This is a genomic window from Streptomyces sp. SID8352 (assembly GCF_009862265.1).
GTDB lineage: Bacteria > Actinomycetota > Actinomycetes > Streptomycetales > Streptomycetaceae > Streptomyces.
In genome coordinates, this window is the sequence record NZ_WWGX01000055.1 from 91591 (window position 1) to 108994 (window position 17404).

The window sequence follows — 17404 nt, forward strand, 5'->3', positions numbered from 1 at the left end:
ACCGATGTCCTTTCCCCTGTTGACAGCGACGGCGGTGCTCCCGGCGGCCGGGGCCATCGCCACGGCCGCCGTGCCCGCCGCGCGACGCACCGCCGCGAAATGGGTGGCGCTGCTGGTCTCGCTGGGCACGCTGGCCCTGGCCGTGGCGGTGCTGATCCGCTTCGATCCGGGCGGCGACCGCTACCAGCTCACCGAATCGCACGCCTGGATCGCCGAGTTCGGCGTCCGCTACGAACTGGGCGTGGACGGCATCGCGGTGGCGCTGCTGGCGCTGACCGCCCTGCTGGTCCCGTTCGTCATCCTGGCGGGCTGGCACGACGCCGACCCGCTGGAGAGCGGCAGCCGGCGGTGGCGGCCCACCCAGGGCTACTTCGCCCTGATCCTGGCGCTGGAAGCGATGGTGATCCTCTCCTTCGAGGCCACCGACGTCTTCCTCTTCTACATTCTGTTCGAAGCCATGCTGATCCCGCTGTACTTCCTGATCGGCGGCTTCGGGGACCGGGCGCACGGCGCCTTCCGCACCGCCGCGTCCGAGGACGAGGGCGAGCGGGCCGCCGCCGCCCAGCGGTCGTACGCTGCGGTCAAGTTCCTGCTCTACAACCTGGCCGGCGGTCTGATCATGCTGGCCGCGGTGATCGGGCTGTACGTGGTCGCGGGGAACTTCTCGCTCGGCGAGATCGCGGAGGCGCGGGCCAACGGCTCGCTGTCCATCGCGACCAGCACCGAGCGCTGGCTGTTCCTGGGCTTCTTCTTCGCCTTCGCGGTGAAGGCGCCGCTCTGGCCGCTGCACACCTGGCTGCCCAACGCCATGGGGGAGTCCACCGCCCCGGTCGCGGTGCTCATCACCGCGGTCGTCGACAAGGTGGGCACCTTCGCGATGCTGCGCTACTGCCTCCAGCTCTTCCCGGAGGCCAGCAAGTGGGCGACGCCGGTGATCCTGGTCCTCGCGGTCATCGGCATCATCTACGGCGCGCTGCTGGCGGTCGGCCAGCGCGACATCAAGCGGCTGATCGCCTACGCGTCGATCTCGCACTTCGGCTTCATCATCATGGGCATCTTCGCGATGACCAGCCAGGGCCAGTCCGGGGCGACGCTGTACATGGTCAACCACGGTCTCTCGACGGCCGTGCTGATGCTGATCGCCGGCTTCCTGATCTCCCGGCGCGGCTCGCGCCTCATCGCGGACTACGGCGGGGTGCAGAAGGTGGCGCCGGTCCTGGCCGGCACCTTCCTGATCGGCGGTCTGGCGACGCTGTCCCTGCCCGGGCTCGCCCCGTTCGTCAGCGAGTTCCTGGTCCTGGTGGGCACCTTCACCCGCTACCCGGCCATCGGCGTCGTCGCCACCTTCGGCATCGTGCTGGCCGCGCTCTACACCCTCGTCCTCTACCAGCGGACGATGACCGGGCCGGTGAAGCCCGAGGTGGCCGCGCTGCCCGATCTGCGGGCGCGTGAACTGCTGGTGGTGGCACCGCTGGTGGCGCTGCTGATCTTCCTCGGCGTCTATCCGAAGCCGGTCGCGGACATCGTCGCCCCGGCGGTCCGGCAGACCATGTCCGACGTACACAAGCAGGACCCCCGGCCCGAGGTGGAGGCGGCCAAGTGAGTGCAACAGCCGTCCACAGCCTGTGGACAACGGCGGTCGAGCCGATCGCGAAGATCGACGCACCGAAGATCGAGTACGGGCAGCTCGCGCCCGTCCTCATCGTGATCGGCGCGGCGCTCGTCGGCATCCTGATCGAGGCCTTCGTACCGCGCAAATCCCGATACCACGCCCAGCTCTTCGTCTCCGTCGTCGCCCTGGTGGCCTCGTTCGCCGCGATCGTGGCGCTGGCGGCGGACGGGTACGGCACGACCAAGGCCCGCATCGCGGCGATGGGCGCCATCGCCGTCGACGGACCGGCCCTGTTCCTCCAGGGCACGATCCTGCTGGCCGCCCTGGTCAGCCTGTTCACCTTCGCCGAGCGGCGGCTCGACCCGGCCGCCCACGGCAGCCGGGTGGACTCCTTCGCCGCGCAGGCGGCGGCCGTACCGGGCAGCGAGAGCGAGCAGAAGGCCGTGAAGGCCGGGTTCGCCACCACCGAGGTGTTCCCGCTGCTGCTGTTCGCCGTCGCGGGCATGCTGGTCTTCCCGGCCGCCAACGACCTGCTGACGCTCTTCGTGGCGCTGGAGGTCTTCTCCCTTCCGCTCTACCTGCTGTGCGCCCTGGCCCGCCGCAAGCGGCTCCTGTCGCAGGAGGCGGCGGTCAAGTACTTCCTGCTCGGCGCGTTCGCCTCGGCGTTCACCCTGTTCGGCATCGCCCTGGTGTACGGCTACGCGGGCTCGATGTCGTACGCCACCATCGCCCGGGTCGTCGACGGCACCCTGCCGAACGTCACCCCGGCCCTGGCCGACACCACGGGCAACGACGCGCTGCTGCTCATCGGGGCCGCGCTGATCGTCATGGGGCTGCTGTTCAAGGTGGGCGCGGTGCCGTTCCACATGTGGACGCCGGACACCTACCAGGGCGCTCCGACGCCGGTCACCGGTTTCATGGCGGCGGCCACCAAGACGGCCGCGTTCGGCGCGCTGCTGCGCATCCTGTACGTGGTCCTGCCGGGGCTGCGCTGGGACTGGCGGCCGGTGATGTGGGGCGTGGCGATCGTCACCATGCTGGTGGGCGCGATCGTCGCGATCACCCAGACCGACATCAAGCGGCTGCTGGCGTACTCGGCGGTCTCCCACGCGGGCTTCATCCTCGCGGGTGTGATCGCGACCACCCCGTCCGCGATCTCGTCGGTCCTCTTCTACCTGGTCACCTACTCCTTCGTGACCATCGGCGCCTTCGCCGTGGTGACGCTGGTGCGGGACGCGGGCGGCGAGGCGACGCACCTGTCCAAGTGGGCGGGGCTGGGCCGGCGGTCCCCGCTGGTGGCGGCCGTGTTCGCGGTGTTCCTGCTGGCCTTCGCGGGCATCCCGCTGACCTCCGGGTTCGCGGGCAAGTTCGCGGTGTTCAAGGCCGCCGCGGAGGGCGGCGCGGTGCCGCTGGTCGTGGTCGGTGTGATCTCGTCCGCGATCGCCGCGTTCTTCTACATCCGGGTGATCGTGCTGATGTTCTTCAGCGAGCCCCGGCCGGACGGCCCGACGGTCGCCGTGCCGTCGGCGCTGACCATGATGACGATCGCCTTCGGCGTGGCGGTCACGGTGGTGCTCGGCGTGGCGCCGCAGTACTTCCTGGATCTGGCGGGTCAGGCGGGGGTGTTCGCGCGCTGACCCCGCGCCGCGGCGGCCGACGGCCCCGGCTCCCCTCCGGTACCGCACCGGGGAGCCGGGGCCGTCGGGCGTGCGGGGCCGGGGTGGCCGGAAGCGTGCGGGCCGGTACGACAAGTGGACCCGGCTTGTGGACAACCTTCGGAGGCTGTCGGCGCGGGCGCCTATCGTGGACGCAGTGGTCGAGGGACGGCGCACGGGGGACAGGAGTCGGGGGAGCGGACGATGAGCGGGACGGGCGTGATCGGCGAGATGACAGGCACGGGTGGCGCGGGCGGCGGCGCGCTGGACACGCTGCACCGGGTCTTCGGGTTCGACTCCTTCCGCGGTGAGCAGGAGGCGGTCGTCGAGCACGTGATCGCGGGCGGCGACGCCGTGGTGCTCATGCCGACCGGCGGCGGCAAGTCGCTGTGCTACCAGATCCCGGCCCTGGTCCGCCCCGGCACCGGCATCGTGGTCTCCCCGCTCATCGCGCTCATGCAGGACCAGGTGGACGCGCTGCGGGCGCTCGGCGTGCGGGCCGGGTTCATGAACTCCACGCAGGACTTCGACGAGCGGCGCATGGTGGAGGCCGAGTACCTGGCCGGGGAGCTGGACCTGCTCTACCTGGCCCCGGAGCGGTTGCGACTGGAGGGCACCCGGGACTTCCTCTCCCGGGGGCGGATCTCCCTCTTCGCCATTGACGAGGCGCACTGCGTCTCCCAGTGGGGCCACGACTTCCGGCCGGACTACCTCGCCCTGTCCCTGCTCGGCGAGCGCTGGCCGGACGTCCCCCGCATCGCGCTCACGGCGACGGCCACCCGCGCGACCCACAGCGAGATCACCGAGCGGCTGGGCATGCCCGCCGCCCGCCATTTCGAGGCGAGCTTCGACCGGCCCAACATCCAGTACCGGATCGTGCCCAAGACGGAGGCGAAGAAGCAGCTCCTCTCCTTCCTGCGGGAGGAGCACGCCGGGGACGCGGGCATCGTCTACTGCCTCTCGCGCAACTCGGTGGAGAAGACCGCCGAGTTCCTCTCGCGCAACGGGATCGAGGCGGTGCCCTACCACGCGGGGCTGGACGCGGGCACCAGAGCGGCGCACCAGTCCCGGTTCCTCCGCGAGGAGGGGCTGGTGGTGGTCGCGACCATCGCCTTCGGCATGGGCATCGACAAGCCCGACGTGCGGTTCGTCGCCCACCTCGACCTGCCGAAGTCCGTCGAGGGCTACTACCAGGAGACCGGCCGCGCCGGGCGCGACGGGCTGCCGTCGACGGCCTGGATGGCGTACGGGCTCAACGACGTGGTCCAGCAGCGCAAGCTGATCCAGTCCGGCGAGGGGGACGAGACCTTCCGCCGCCGGGCCCAGTCCCATCTGGACGCGATGCTGGCGCTCTGCGAGACCTCGCAGTGCCGCCGGGGCCAGCTCCTCGCCTACTTCGGCCAGGAACCCGCCCCGGCGGGCTGCGGCAACTGCGACACCTGTCTGACCCCGCCGGAGACCTGGGACGGCACGGTCGCGGCGCAGAAGGTGCTGTCGACGGTGGTGCGGCTGAAGCGGGAGCGCGGGCAGAAGTTCGGCGCCGGTCAGATCGTCGACATCCTGATGGGCAAGCGCACCGCCAAGGTCATCCAGTTCGACCACGACCGGCTCTCCGTCTTCGGCATCGGCGAGGAGCTGACCGAGGGCGAGTGGAGGGGCGTCACCCGGCAGCTGCTGGCGCAGGGCCTGCTCGCCGTCGAGGGGGAGTACGGCACGCTGGTGCTGACCGACGCCAGCGGCTCGGTGCTCCGCCGGGAGCGGGAGGTGCCGCTGCGCAAGGAGCCCAAGAAGCCGACGACGGCCCGGGGCACCGGTGCCCGTGGCGAGCGCAAGCCCAGGGCGGCGGCGGTCGAGCTGCCCGAGGCGCTGCTGCCCGCGTTCGAGGCGCTGCGCGCCTGGCGGGCGGAGCAGGCCCGTGAACAGGGCGTTCCGGCCTATGTGATCTTCCATGACGCGACGCTGCGGGAGATCGCCACCGTCTGGCCGACCTCGGTCGGGCAGCTCGCCGGCATCACCGGTGTCGGTGAGAAGAAGCTGGCCACCTATGGGGAAGGGGTGGTGGCGGTGCTCGCCGGCCTGGCCGACGGCGCGCCGGACGCCCCGGCACCGGCGTCGCCCTCCTCTCCGGCTCAGGTCTCCTCCCCGGTCTCCTCTCCGGCTCAGGTCATGTCTTCCACTCGGGTTCCGGACCCGGCTCCGGACCCGGCTCGGGGTAGCGGTTCCGCTCCGGCCGGGCCGCGGACGGCCGCCGCCGTGGACGCTCCGGACGACTACTGGCCCGAGGAGGAGCCGGAGCCGTATCCCGACTGGGAGTGACCGACGGGGAGTGGCCGACCGGCTGAGGTCCGGGGCGGGGCGCCGAGGGACCGGGTGAGCCGGGAGGGGACGGCGGGCGAGTCGGGGGCGCCCGGGTGGGCGAGGTGCGCGGGGGCCAGGCGGCCGGGCGGGCGAGGTGCGTGGGTCGGCCGGGCGGGTCGGGGCGCGGAGGAGCCGCTGCCCCCCGGGGTGCCGCTGTCTTCCGGAGTGCCGCTGTGCTCCGGGGTGCTGCGCCCTCCGGGTGCGGTCCCCTCGGGCCGTCGCTCCTGGGAAGCCGTTGGCCCGCCATCCGCCGCGGAGTCCTCCGCCGGGGCGCTGCCGGGGACCGGTGTCCCGGACGGCCGGGGGGCCGGGGTCATGCCAGGGCGGTGAGTCCCGGAGCGAAGGTGATGAGGAGGGGGACGAGGGGGACCAGGGCGGCCGTGGTGGTGGCCAGGGCGCGGCGGCGGCGGCCGAGGCGGGGCCGGGGCTCCAGCAGGCGGTCGACCCGCTCGCCCAGCAGGCGGCGGCTGGAGGAGCAGGACAGGACGCCGCGGTGCTGGTTCAGCTCGATCAGGGCCAGCGCGGTGGTGAGATGGCCGCAGCGGCGGGAGGCGGTGTCGTCGGCGGCGAGTTCCACCAGACGGTGGGTCTGGTCGCAGAAGTGGGCGAAGACCGGGATCCGGGGGAAGCCGGTCGCCAGCGCGGTGGACAGGTGCAGCAGCCAGTCGTGGTGGGCGCGGGCGTGGCCCCGCTCATGGGTGAGGACGGCGTCGAGCTGGTGGTGGGTGAGCCGCCGCAGGGCACCGGTGGTGACGATGAGCTGGGGCGGGCTGCCGGGCATCCACCAGGCGTCCGGGTACTCGTCCTCCAGCACCAGCAGGGGCCCGCGGGCGGCGGGCAGGCCGGCCGGGAGGTCGGGGGCGCGTTCGCGCAGATGGGCCCGGGAGCTGAGGCGCCGGCGGCGGGCCTCGGCCAGTTCCCGGGCGAGCATGGCGGTCGTCCAGGCCGCGCCCGTGGCCAGCAGCAGGGTGATCAGCGCCGCCCAGACCGGACCGGCGGAGAGGTTGTAGGCGGCGGTCACGGCGGGCGGCGCGGGCGCGAAGAGCTGGGTGCGGACGGTGCCGAAGACGGCGGCGGCACCGAGGGCGAGGGAGGTCAGACAGCACAGCAGCACGGTGGCGACCAGGCACTGCCACACCCACAGACCGACCACGGGGTCCCGCTCGGGCCACCGGGACCGGGTCAGCGCACGCGGCACCGGCACGGCGGCGGTGACGCCGACGGTGAAGAGCAGGAGCAGGCAGACGGTCATGCCACGGGCTCCGAATCCTGGTCGGAAGGGGCGGCTCGGGGAGGTGCGCCCGACGGTGCGGCCGGGGTGGTGCGGGGCGGCTCGGGTGCGGGCGCCGGGGGTGCGGCGTACCGGGTGCGGGACGCGGGTGCCGGGACGGATGTGCGGGGTGGAGCGGGGTGCGGACGTACGGGATGGAGCGGGGTGCGGATGTACGGGGTGCCGGGATGTGGGCGTGCTGGGCGTCGGCGGGGCCGGGGGTGGTCCGGGTCTCGGGGCCCCGGGGTGTGGTGTTCCGGCGGCCGGGCGGGGCGCGCCGTGCGCACCGCTCGGCGCCAGTATGCCGGTGACGGGGGTGCGGCGGCAGGGGAGAACGCCTGTCGATCCGGCCACGCCCGCCGACCTCATCGGAACGGAGCCGCGTGTCCGGCGCCGGGCACGGAAGCCGCCGGGGGTGCGAGGGGTCTGTCGGAAAGCGTGAACACTTTGGCTGCGGGTGTTCACGGTTGCGCGGTCGAGGGTCCCGTGGGGCCTGTCCGGCGGGCCGGATGCCGGACAGGCCCCGGCCCGCCCAGGTCGCTTCGGGTGCCGTCCGTGTCCGTGTCCGTGTCCGGCGTCCGGCGGCCGGCGGCCGGGTGGACCCGCGTCCGCCCGGCCGGCCCGGCCACCCGGCTCCGGGCGTGTGCGCTGCCCTGCCGGGGGTGCTTGGCGCCCGCCCGGGGGTTCCGCCGGTGCCGCCGCCCGCCCCCCCGGCGGGAGCTACGCCCCGACCACGCGGCCGGTGACCTCGCCCAGGCCGACGCGGGTGTCGTCGGGGCCCGGGGCCCAGGCGGTCAGGGTCACCACGTCGCCGTCCTCCAGGAAGGTCCGCTTGCCGTCGGGCAGTTCGAGCGGTTCGCTGCCGTTCCAGGTCAGCTCCAGCAGGGAGCCGCGCTCGCCCTCGGTGGGGCCGCTCACCGTGCCGGAGCCGTAGAGGTCGCCGGTGCGCAGGGAGGCGCCGTTGACGGTCATGTGGGCCAACTGCTGGGCGGCGGTCCAGTACATGCCGGAGAACGGCGGCTCGGAGATCACGTGCCCGTTGAGGGCGACGGAGATCCGCAGGTCGTAGCCGCCGGGCTCGATCCGCTCGGCGTCGGTGTCGTCCAGGTAGGGCAGCAGTTCGTGGGTGCGCGCGGGCGGCGCGACCCGGGCCTCCTCCAGGGCCTCCAGCGGGGTGATCCAGGCCGACACCGAGGTGGTGAACGACTTGCCGAGGAACGGGCCCAGGGGCACGTACTCCCAGGCCTGGATGTCGCGCGCGGACCAGTCGTTGAGCAGGCACAGCCCGAAGACGTGCTCGCGGAAGCCGGTGAGCGGCACCGGGTGCCCCATGTCGGAGGGCACGCCGACCACGAAGCCGACCTCGGCCTCGATGTCGAGGCGCACGGACGGGCCGAAGACCGGCGCGGCGTCGGCGGGCGCCTTGCGCTGGCCGGAGGGCCGCACGACGTCCGTGCCGGAGACCACGACGGTGCCGGAGCGGCCGTGGTAGCCGATCGGGAGGTGCTTCCAGTTCGGGGTGAGCGGTTCGGAGCCGGGGCGGAAGATCCGGCCGACGTTGTGGGCGTGGTTCTCGGAGGCGTAGAAGTCGACGTAGTCGGCCACCTCGAAGGGGAGGTGCAGGGTCACCGAGGACAGCGGGTGGAACAGCGGCTCCACGGTCTCGCGGTGGGAGGGCACCGTCAGCCAGGCGGTCACCGCGCGCCGCACGTCGGACCAGGCGGTGCGGCCCGCGGCCAGCAGCGGGTTCAGGGTCGGCCGGTTGAGCAGGGAGGCGTAGGGGGAACCGAGGGCCCGGGCGGCCGCACCGGCGTCGAGGACGTGGTCACCGAGCCGGACGCCCACCGTCCGGTCCCGCGTGCCGGGGATCGAGAACACGCCGTAGGGAAGGTTGTGAGGGCCGAAGGGGTCGCCCTCGGGGAGGTCGAAGGGGGGCATCGGGTTCGCCGCCTCGCTTTCGTGCTCGCCATGCGCGTCAGCCGCGCCGTGTGCGCCGGTCGGCCGCGTGATCCGCGGCCGGGCCACACGTTACGGCGGAGACACCGGTCTTGGGCAGGGGCACCGGGCCGCGGTGCCCCGCCCGGCGGTCCGGGCGGGCGGCGGGAACCGGCCCCGTGGCGGCGGTTTTCCCGCCCGTACGGCGGAGCGGGAGTCGGCGCGGGGCGCCGTCCGTATGCTCGGGCCCATGGGCCGTCCCGCGTACGCACTCGTCGCCACCGACCTCGACGGCACTCTGCTCCGCGGCGACGACACCCTCTCGGCGCGGACGCGGGCGGCGCTCGGCCGGGCGGAGCGGGCGGGCGCGCGGCACCTGGTGGTGACCGGGCGGCCGGTGCCCCGGGTGCGGCCGCTGCTGGCGGAGCTGGGCGCGACGGGGCTCGCGGTGTGCGGGCAGGGCGCGCAGGTCTACGACGCGGGGGCGCGCCGGATGCTCTGGTCCGTCGCCCTGGACCGGGAGACGGCGGAGGCCGCGCTCGGCAAGATCGAGGCGGAGACCGGGCCGGTGCACGCGGCCGTCGACCAGGACGGCACGGACGGGGCGACGCTCGTCGAGCCGGGCTTCGTGATGCCGCACCCCACGCTGCCGGCCCGGCGGGTGGGGCGGCGCGAGGAGCTGTGGCGGACGCCGGTCAGCAAGGTGCTGCTGCGCCACCCGGGGCTGTCCGACGACGCGCTGGCGGCGGCGGCCCGTGCGGCGGTGGACTCGCTGGTGACGGTGGTGGTGTCGGGGCCGGGCACGGTGGAGCTCCAGCCGCGCGGCGTGACCAAGGCGACCGGTCTGGCGCTGGCCGCCGGGCGGCTGGGGGTGGACGGGGAGCGGACCATCGCCTTCGGGGACATGCCCAACGACATCCCGATGTTCCGCTGGGCTGGCCACGGCGTCGCCATGGCGGGCGCGCACCCCGAACTGAGGGCGGTGGCCGACGAGGTCACCCTGACGAACGAGGACGACGGCGTCGCCGTCGTCCTCGACCGGATCTTCGGGGCCGTCCGCCGGGGCGGACGGGGCGCGGGGCGCCGGATCAGTACGCGCTGAAGACGTTGTCGATCGAGCCGTACCGGTCGGCCGCGTAGTTGCAGGCGGCCGTGATGTTGGCGACCGGGTCGTAGGGGTCCCAGGAGGTGCCGGCCACGTGGTAGGCGCGGAAGGTCGGGTCGATCACCTGGAGCAGGCCCTTGGACGGGGTGCCGTTGACGGCGTTGATGTCCCAGTTGTTGATGGCGTACGGGTTGCCGGACGATTCGCGCATCACGTTGCGGTGGATGCCGTCGTAGGAACCGGGGATGCCCTGCTGCGCCATGATCGCGAGGGACTGCCGGATCCAGCCGTCGAGGGTGTTCGGGTAGGCCGTCGAGGCGGCGGCGGCGGCGGCGGCGGTGGTGGTGGTCGTGGTCGTGGCGGCCGAGGCGCCGGTGGCGCCGAGGAGCGGCAGGGCGAGCACGGCGGCACCGGTGCCGGCGACGGCGATCCGGCGGGCCAGGCGGGCGGTGCGGGCAGGACGGTGCTGACCGATGGCAGGCATGGGTGATCCCTCTCCTGACGCCTGCGAGGTGAGCTGTCGGGTTCGGGCGGGGAGGTGCCCGGCCGTGCCCTGACGGGCACGGCTTCACCCCTAGCCGCTCCGGTGGGGTCCGGTGCGGCGACTTACCTTGGGTCCCCCGCTCCTGCCCGCGAGTGTGTCGAATGGATGACTGTCGGTCCGGCGGTGGCAGGATTCGGCGTCCGCCCGACAGGCCGGGAACGTATGCGAGAGCACATGCCGGGAACAAGTGCGGGAATCACCTGACGCACTTGTTGACCTTGATCGGGATGGTTTGGGGTGCTTGATCCTTTGCGGTCGCGACCGTCCAACTGGCCTATGGGGCAACGGGCTGCCGTCGGGCGGGGCGCCGGGGCCCGGCGGTGGCGGACGGCACGGCCGAGTGAGCCAACTCACGGACGCGAACAAGCCGACATATCGGGCATTTGGCCCAACTATGAGTTAATCGGCTCCGGTTGGGAGGTGCCCCCGGTGCCCCGCCGCTCCGGAGGGCCGGGGGTGTGCCGGGCGGGTGACGTTCTGGCGGTGCGCGCCGTTGGGTGGGGTGATGGGATCTTCGGTGGCGGCCCGGGGCGCGCCGCGCGCCGGGCCGCGCCCCGGACGTCCGGTCATGGCGGGCGACATTTGCCGATATCACTTGATCAAAAACATACCGCGCGCGATCCCCTGCGGACCGGTGTCTTGCGGTGGGCGCTAGCGGTGATCGAAACATGACCGGATACGCTGACTTGAGTGGTGGCAGCGACCTATCGACAAACCAGATAGACAGCAGCAGACAGGAGACCCCTCGTGACCGTCGTCGGGCCGTTCGGGCTGAGCGTGCGGGACCAGGCTCTGGAAGCCGATGTCCAGACCGGGCTGGCGGCCGTCGAGGAAGGGTTGCTCGAGGCAACCAAGAGTGAGGTCCCGTTCATCACGGAGGCCGCCCAGCACCTGGTGCGGGCCGGCGGAAAACGGTTCCGGCCGCTGCTCGTCATGCTCGCCGCCCAGTTCGGCGACCCCTACGCCCCCGGCGTCGTTCCCTCGGCCGTGGTCGTGGAGCTGACCCACCTCGCCACGCTCTACCACGACGACGTGATGGACGAGGCCGCCGTGCGGCGCGGGGTGGCCAGCGCCAACACCCGCTGGGACAACTCGGTCGCGGTCCTCACCGGCGACTTCCTGTTCGCCCGCGCCTCCCAGATCCTCGCCGACCTCGGGCCGGAGGCGGTCCGGGTGCAGGCCCTCGCCTTCGAGCGGCTGGTCACCGGCCAGATCCTGGAGACGGCGGGACCGCAGGACGGGCGCGACCCGGTCGACCACTACCTCGACGTGCTCGGCGGCAAGACGGGCTCGCTGGTGGCCGTCTCCTGCCGGTTCGGCGCGATGGTGTCCGGCGCCGACGAGACGGTCGTCGACGTGCTCACCCAGTACGGGGAGCGGCTCGGTGTCGCCTTCCAGCTCGCCGACGACGTCCTGGACATCGCCTCCGACTCCCGCGAATCGGGCAAGACCCCCGGCACCGACCTGCGCGAGGGCATCCCCACGCTGCCGGTGCTGCGGCTGCGCGAGCGGGCCGAGCGGCTGGGGCTGGCCGAGGACCGGGAGCTGTGCGAGCTGCTGGACTCCGACCTGACCGACGACGGCCGGCTCGCCGAGGCGCTGCGTCTGCTGCGCGCCCACCCCGCCCTCGAACAGGCCCGCCGGGACACCGTCCGCTACGCCGAGGAGGCCCGGGCGGCGCTCGCCCCGCTGGTGGAGTGCCAGGCCAAGGCCGCGCTGGTGGAGCTGTGCGACGCGGTGGTCCACCGCGCGGGCTGAACCCGGGAGGGTCGGGGTGCCGGACGGAGCCGGACGCGACGGCCGCCGTCGGACGGGACACGCTCGCCGTAGGGGCCGTAGGGGCCGTAGGGGCCGTAGGGGCCGTAGGGGCCGTAGGGGCCGTAGGGCCGGAGTGGTCGGCCGGGGCGGGGCAACCGCCGTACGGGGCACGGGGGATCGTCCGCCCGTGCCGGCGGCGCGCGGGGCGCGCCCCTCGGGACCGGGGCGGCTCCGGGGCCTCCTCGTACGGGCGCCGTACCCCACCCCTACGGGCCGGAGGGGCCCGGACCCCCGGGTGTCATCCCGCAGGAGTACGCGGAGTTGGGCCCGGGGGCTGACGATTCCGTGCCCCCGATTTGGTCGTATGGACACCACGGAAAACACCGGTCCTCACCGATTCGGGTGAGAATGGCGGCTCACGGGTGGAGACGTGCGACATCGCGGGACACCGCCGCCGACAACGGAGGTAGGGCACACATGGCACCGTACGAATCCGACGGCAGCACCACCACCGCCGGGGAGCGAGAGGAACCGCGGACGTCCCGGCGCAGGGCCGCGCGGTACGCCGTCCCGGTGGCGGTGACGGGACTGGCCGCCGCGACGATCGGCCTCGTCCCCGCCCTCGCCGACTCCGGGGACCCCGATCTGCCCGGGGTCACGGCCCAGCAGCTCGTCGAGCGCATCGCCCGGTCGGACGTCCAGCACCTGTCCGGCACGGTGAAGATCAACACGGATCTGGGACTGCCCGACCTCGGCGGCCTCGGCCAGGGCATGCTGTCCGGCCGGTCCGGCGTCCCGGGCGCGGGCGGCGGGGACGCGGAGGACGGCGGGGGCTCGGCCGCCGACCCCTCGGCCAAGCTGACCGCGCTGGTCTCCGGCAGCCACACGCTGCGCGTCGCGGCCGACGGCCCCGACCGGCAGCGGCTCTCCGTCCTGGAGGAAGCCGCCGAGTACAGCCTGATCCGCAACGGCGAGGACGTCTGGGGCTACGACAGCGCCTCCAACGAGGTCTACCACGCCACCGTCGGCCCGTCCGGCCGCGCCGGTGACGAGGGCGCCCGCCGGCCGGCGGAGCTTCCGGCCACGCCGAAGGAGCTCGCCGAGCAGGCCCTGGAGGCGGTCGACGCGACCACGTCGGTGACCGTCGACGGCACCGCGCGGGTGGCGGGGCGGGACGCCTACCGGCTCGTGGTCGAGCCCCGGCAGAAGGGCTCCACGGTGGGTGTCGTCAGCATCGCCGTGGACGCGGAGACGGGCGTGCCGCTGAAGTTCACGCTCACCCCGGCGAGCGGCGGCGCCGCCGTCGTCGACGCGGGCTTCACCCGGGTGAGCTTCGCCGAGCCGGACGCGTCGGCCTTCGACTTCACCCCGCCCAGGGGCGCGAAGGTCACCGAGGCGGACGGGTCCGGGAAGGACGGCGGGTCCGGGAAGGCCGACGGGTCGGGCAAGGAGGCCCCCGCCGGTGTGCCGGGCGGCGGACCCGCCGGCGGCGCGGAGGGCGTCGAGGTCGTCGGCGAGGGCTGGAACACGGTCGCCGTGCTGCGCACCGGCGGCCGGGGGCTGCCCACCGCGGCGAAGGAAGGTGACGCGGGCGCCCTCGGCGGCTTCCTCGGCTCCTTCGGGGACCCGGTCAAGGGCGCCTTCGGCTCCGGCACGGTCTTCAAGACCCGGCTGGTCAACGCCCTGATCACCGACGACGGCACGGTCTACGTCGGCGCGGTCACCAAGGACGCCCTGGTGAAGGCGGCCGACGCCGCGCGGTAGCGGCCGGTACCGCGAGAGCGAGCAGGGGCGCCGGTCGTCCCGCGAGGAGAGGAAGCCGATGCGCGGGACGACCGCCGGAGAGCCGGAGCACCGGGACCGGGAAGCGCCGGGCCGGGACGGACCGGGTCCGGACGAGCCGGGTCAGGGCTCCCCGCGCGGGGAGCCCCGGCCCGGGAGTCCCCGCGCGGGACGGTCCCGTGCCCCGGAGACCCGGGACCGCGACGACACCGGGGCCGGAGGCACCGCCCCGGGCGCCGCCGACGGCACGGCCACCCCGACCGGTGCCGCCACCGGGAGCACGGCAACGTCCATCGGCCCCGCCACGGCCGACGACACCGACGGCACAGACGCCCCGGGCGGCCGGGATGGCCAGGGCGCCCCCGGCGGCTCCGCCGCCCGCCGGACGCCCGCCGCCCCCGGCCGCGCGGGCGCCCCCGCCGGGAGGGCCGAGGACTGTCCCGGGGACGAGGACGGCGCCGTCATCGCCACCCGCGGGCTCACCAAGCGCTTCCGCGGCGGTCAAGTGGCCGTCGACGGCCTGGACCTGACCGTCCCGGCCGGGAGCGTCTTCGGCTTCCTCGGCCCCAACGGCTCCGGCAAGACCACCACCATCCGCATGCTGATGGGGCTGATCGAGCCGACCTCCGGCACCGCGCGGGTCCTCGGCCGCCCGATGCCGCGCTCCGCCCGCTCCGTACTGCCCCGGGTCGGCGCCCTCATCGAGGGCCCGGCCCTCTACGGCTTCCTGTCCGGCCGCGACAACCTGCTGCGCCAGGACGCCGCCGACCCCACCGCGGACCCCCGCACCCGGCGCGCCCGGGTCGCCGCGGCCCTGGACCGGGTAGGGCTCGGCGCCGCCGCGGGCAAGAAGGCGAGGGCGTACTCGCTCGGCATGAAGCAGCGCCTCGGGCTCGCCGCGGCCCTGCTCCGGCCGCGCAGCCTGCTGGTGCTGGACGAGCCCACCAACGGACTCGACCCGCAGGGCATGCGGGAGATCCGCACCCTGGTGCGGGAGCTGGCCGACGACGGCACGACCGTCTTCCTCTCCTCCCACCTGCTGGACGAGATCGAGCAGGTGTGCACGCACGCCGCCGTGATGGCCCACGGGCGGCTGATCGTCCAGGGCCCGGTGGCCGACCTGGCGGCCGGGGCGCGCGGACGGCTGGTGGTCACCACGCCGGACCCGGCCCGGGCCGCCCGGGTGCTGGAGGAACTGGGCGTCGCGGACGTGACGGCCGGGGCGGACCGGGTGACCGGGGCGCCCCCGGAGAGCGACCCCGCCGGGGTGAACGCCGCGCTGGTCGCGGCGGGCGTCCGGGTCCGGGGCTTCGCGGTGGAACGCGCGTCGCTGGAGGACGCCTTCGTGGCGCTGACGGGAGAGGGCTTCGATGTCGCGGGCTGAGGCATTGGACGCGGCGCGCGGGCCGCGGGTCCGCCTGTCCGGAGGGCTGCTGCGGAGCGAACTGCTGATGACCTTCCGGCGCTGGCGCACCGCCGCGCTGCTGGGCGTGCTGGCGGCGGTGCCGGTGCTGATCGGCATCGCGGTGCGGATCGAGACCGGCGGCGGCTCCGGGCCCGACGGCTCCGGCGGGGAGGGCGCGCACGGGGGACCGGCGTTCATCTCGCAGATCAGCAACAACGGCCTCTTCCTGGTCTTCACCGCGCTCGCCGCCACCCTGCCGTTCTTCCTGCCCCTGGCCGTCGGGGTGGTCGCCGGGGACTCGGTCGCGGGCGAGGCGAGCGGGGGCACGCTGCGCTACCTGCTGGTCGCCCCGGCCGGCCGCACCCGGCTGCTGCTCACCAAGTACGCCTCGGTCCTCGCCTTCTGCCTGGCCGCCACCCTGGTGGTCGCGGTGTCGGCGCTGGCGGCCGGGGCGCTGCTGTTCCCGCTCGGGGACCTCACCACCATCTCCGGCACCCGGATCGGCTACGGCGAGGGGCTGGGCCGGGCCCTGCTGATCGCCCTGGCGGTGGCCGCCTCGCTGGTCGGCCTCGCGACCCTCGGGCTGTTCGTCTCGACGCTCACGAGCAGCGGGATCGCCGCGATGGCGACCACCGTCGGGCTGCTGATCACGGTGCAGATCCTCGACCAGATCCCGCAGCTGGACGCCGTGCAGCCGTACATCTTCTCCCACTACTGGATGTCCTTCACGGACTTGATGCGGGAGCCGGTGTACTGGGACGACCTGGTGCGCAACCTCGGCCTCCAGGCCGTCTACGCGGCGGTGTTCGGCTCCGCGGCCTGGGCCCGGTTCACCACGAAGGACATCACCACCTGACCGCGTCCCGGGGGCCCGTGACGCCGGGCTCCCGGGCCCCGGGACGTCCGGCGGCGGCCGGGACCACCGCGGCGCTCCCGCCTGGAACGAGCCTGTGACACCGCGGTGACGAGAGGAGCGCCGCCGACCGGAGAGACTCGACGTCAGGTGGACAACAGTAGGACTTGGCTCTGGACGGCACGGGCACCGAGGCCGACGGAAGCCGTCGATGAGTGGGGGAACGATGTCTCGACTCGGCCGTGACGAAGCGCGGGACGCCGGGCACGCCGGGCGCCCGTCCGCACCGGTGGCGGAGGCGGCTTCGATCGCCGTCCGGGTGCCCGTGCCCGGCGCGGGGGCGCGCAGCGCCTCGGTGGACGGCGCGCTGCTGGTGGCTCCCCCGGGGGAGGAGATCCAGCACATCGTCCTGGACCGGCTGCACCGCCTGGCCATCGTCGCCGGGCGGCCGGTCCTGGCCACCATCCACGACGAGCGCCTCGGCTGCACCGTTCCCCTCCGGGTGGACCCGGACGGGTCAAGCCATCTGGCGGCCGATCCGACCCCGACGGCCCCGGAGGGCGGGCCGGTACGGCGCGACCAGCCCACGCACTTCCTGCGCCGGGCGACGGTCCTCCCGGCCGACACCACCGCCCCGCCGCTCCGGGCCCCCGCCCCGGTTCCGCCGCCGCCCGCCCCGGTGTCCGCCCCGGTCCAGGACCCGGCATCGGCCGCGGCGCCGGTGCCGGTGCCGACGTCCGCTCCGGTCCAGGATCCGGCGCCCGCGCCGGGCACCGTGGTGCCGCCTACGGGGGTGTTCGGGCCGCCGCCCGCGATGGACCCGGAGGCGGCGTCCGGGCGACGGGCGGAGGCGGGACCGATGGGCCCCCTGGGCGCGCTGCCCCCGAGGGGCGCGACCATCCCTACGGCCCCTACGGCCCCTACGGCCCCTACGGCCCCTACGGCCCCTACGGCCCCTACGGCCCCTACGGCCCCTACGGAGTCCGCGGGGGCGTCGGCTCCTACGGGTGCCCGGGCCGCGGACGCCGGGGAGCCCACCGCGCCCCCGGCCGTCGAAACGCCCGCGGACCCCGCAGGCCCCGCGGCGCCCGGAACGCCAGGGGCCGACGGCGGGTCCGGGACCACCG

At 74.4% G+C, this 17404-nt stretch carries 11 protein-coding genes and 1 riboswitch; of the genes, 8 read left to right on the top strand and 3 right to left on the bottom strand.

The genetic code is table 11. From position 1 onward, the window contains the following. Positions 1 to 4: 4 nt before the first annotated feature. The 3 genes from GTY84_RS18670 (at position 5) to recQ (ending at position 5583) form a co-directional block, all read left to right on the top strand. The gene (locus tag GTY84_RS18670) at positions 5 to 1603 is read left to right on the top strand and encodes an NADH-quinone oxidoreductase subunit M (protein WP_161227431.1); all 1599 of its coding nucleotides are present in this window, start codon (positions 5 to 7) and stop codon (positions 1601 to 1603) included. Beyond that, positions 1600 to 3249: an NADH-quinone oxidoreductase subunit NuoN gene (nuoN, locus tag GTY84_RS18675; protein ID WP_161227432.1), complete on the top strand. Its 1650-nt coding sequence runs from the start codon at positions 1600 to 1602 to the stop codon at positions 3247 to 3249. Before GTY84_RS18670 ends, nuoN begins: the two co-directional genes overlap by 4 nt. A gap of 222 nt (positions 3250 to 3471) precedes the next feature. Then, positions 3472 to 5583 carry a DNA helicase RecQ gene (recQ, locus tag GTY84_RS18680; protein WP_161227433.1) on the top strand — a complete coding sequence of 704 codons (2112 nt, stop codon included), beginning with the start codon at positions 3472 to 3474 and terminating at the stop codon, positions 5581 to 5583. 355 nt (positions 5584 to 5938) lie between these two features. On the opposite strand, the gene GTY84_RS18685 is transcribed toward recQ, so the two are convergent. Then, a complete protein-coding gene (locus tag GTY84_RS18685) occupies positions 5939 to 6877 on the bottom strand; it encodes a M56 family metallopeptidase (protein WP_161227434.1) in 939 nt (312 codons plus the stop codon). 738 nt (positions 6878 to 7615) lie between these two features. Continuing rightward, positions 7616 to 8833, bottom strand: coding sequence for a fumarylacetoacetase (gene fahA / locus GTY84_RS18690; RefSeq protein WP_161227435.1), 1218 nt, complete (start codon positions 8831 to 8833; stop codon positions 7616 to 7618). 247 nt (positions 8834 to 9080) lie between these two features. On the opposite strand from fahA, the gene GTY84_RS18695 reads away from it, so the two are divergent. Beyond that, positions 9081 to 9932, top strand: a complete 852-nt coding sequence (locus GTY84_RS18695; protein WP_161227436.1) for a Cof-type HAD-IIB family hydrolase — start codon at positions 9081 to 9083, stop codon at positions 9930 to 9932. Here GTY84_RS18695 and GTY84_RS18700 read toward each other — a convergent pair. Further along, entirely contained in the window at positions 9919 to 10419 is a 501-nt protein-coding gene (locus tag GTY84_RS18700) for a transglycosylase SLT domain-containing protein (protein WP_161227437.1), read from the bottom strand. The two genes, GTY84_RS18695 and GTY84_RS18700, sit on opposite strands and share 14 nt — an antisense overlap. A gap of 3 nt (positions 10420 to 10422) precedes the next feature. Beyond that, a riboswitch (cyclic di-AMP (ydaO/yuaA leader) is annotated at positions 10423 to 10589 on the bottom strand. A gap of 637 nt (positions 10590 to 11226) precedes the next feature. Here GTY84_RS18700 and GTY84_RS18705 point away from each other — a divergent pair. The 4 genes from GTY84_RS18705 to GTY84_RS18720 all read left to right on the top strand — a co-directional run bounded on the left by GTY84_RS18705 (position 11227) and on the right by GTY84_RS18720 (position 16280). Next, positions 11227 to 12237, top strand: a complete 1011-nt coding sequence (locus GTY84_RS18705) for a polyprenyl synthetase family protein (RefSeq protein WP_161227438.1) — start codon at positions 11227 to 11229, stop codon at positions 12235 to 12237. 477 nt (positions 12238 to 12714) lie between these two features. Continuing rightward, positions 12715 to 14001, top strand: a complete 1287-nt coding sequence (locus GTY84_RS18710; protein ID WP_161227439.1) for a DUF2092 domain-containing protein — start codon at positions 12715 to 12717, stop codon at positions 13999 to 14001. 310 nt (positions 14002 to 14311) lie between these two features. Continuing rightward, complete coding sequence (locus GTY84_RS33980; protein ID WP_345943481.1) at positions 14312 to 15403, top strand: ABC transporter ATP-binding protein; 1092 nt, start codon at positions 14312 to 14314, stop codon at positions 15401 to 15403. Beyond that, a complete protein-coding gene (locus tag GTY84_RS18720) occupies positions 15390 to 16280 on the top strand; it encodes an ABC transporter permease (protein ID WP_161227440.1) in 891 nt (296 codons plus the stop codon). Before GTY84_RS33980 ends, GTY84_RS18720 begins: the two co-directional genes overlap by 14 nt. Positions 16281 to 17404: the final 1124 nt, after the last annotated feature.

Coding starts and splice junctions, on each gene's coding strand:
- GTY84_RS18720 (WP_161227440.1), top strand. CDS start 15,390: ATGTCGCGGGCTGAGGCATTGGACGCGGCGCGCGGGCCGCGGGTCCGC.
- fahA (WP_161227435.1), bottom strand. CDS start 8,833: ATGCCCCCCTTCGACCTCCCCGAGGGCGACCCCTTCGGCCCTCACAAC.
- GTY84_RS18685 (WP_161227434.1), bottom strand. CDS start 6,877: ATGACCGTCTGCCTGCTCCTGCTCTTCACCGTCGGCGTCACCGCCGCC.
- GTY84_RS18695 (WP_161227436.1), top strand. CDS start 9,081: ATGGGCCGTCCCGCGTACGCACTCGTCGCCACCGACCTCGACGGCACT.
- recQ (WP_161227433.1), top strand. CDS start 3,472: ATGAGCGGGACGGGCGTGATCGGCGAGATGACAGGCACGGGTGGCGCG.
- GTY84_RS18670 (WP_161227431.1), top strand. CDS start 5: ATGTCCTTTCCCCTGTTGACAGCGACGGCGGTGCTCCCGGCGGCCGGG.
- GTY84_RS18700 (WP_161227437.1), bottom strand. CDS start 10,419: ATGCCTGCCATCGGTCAGCACCGTCCTGCCCGCACCGCCCGCCTGGCC.
- GTY84_RS18710 (WP_161227439.1), top strand. CDS start 12,715: ATGGCACCGTACGAATCCGACGGCAGCACCACCACCGCCGGGGAGCGA.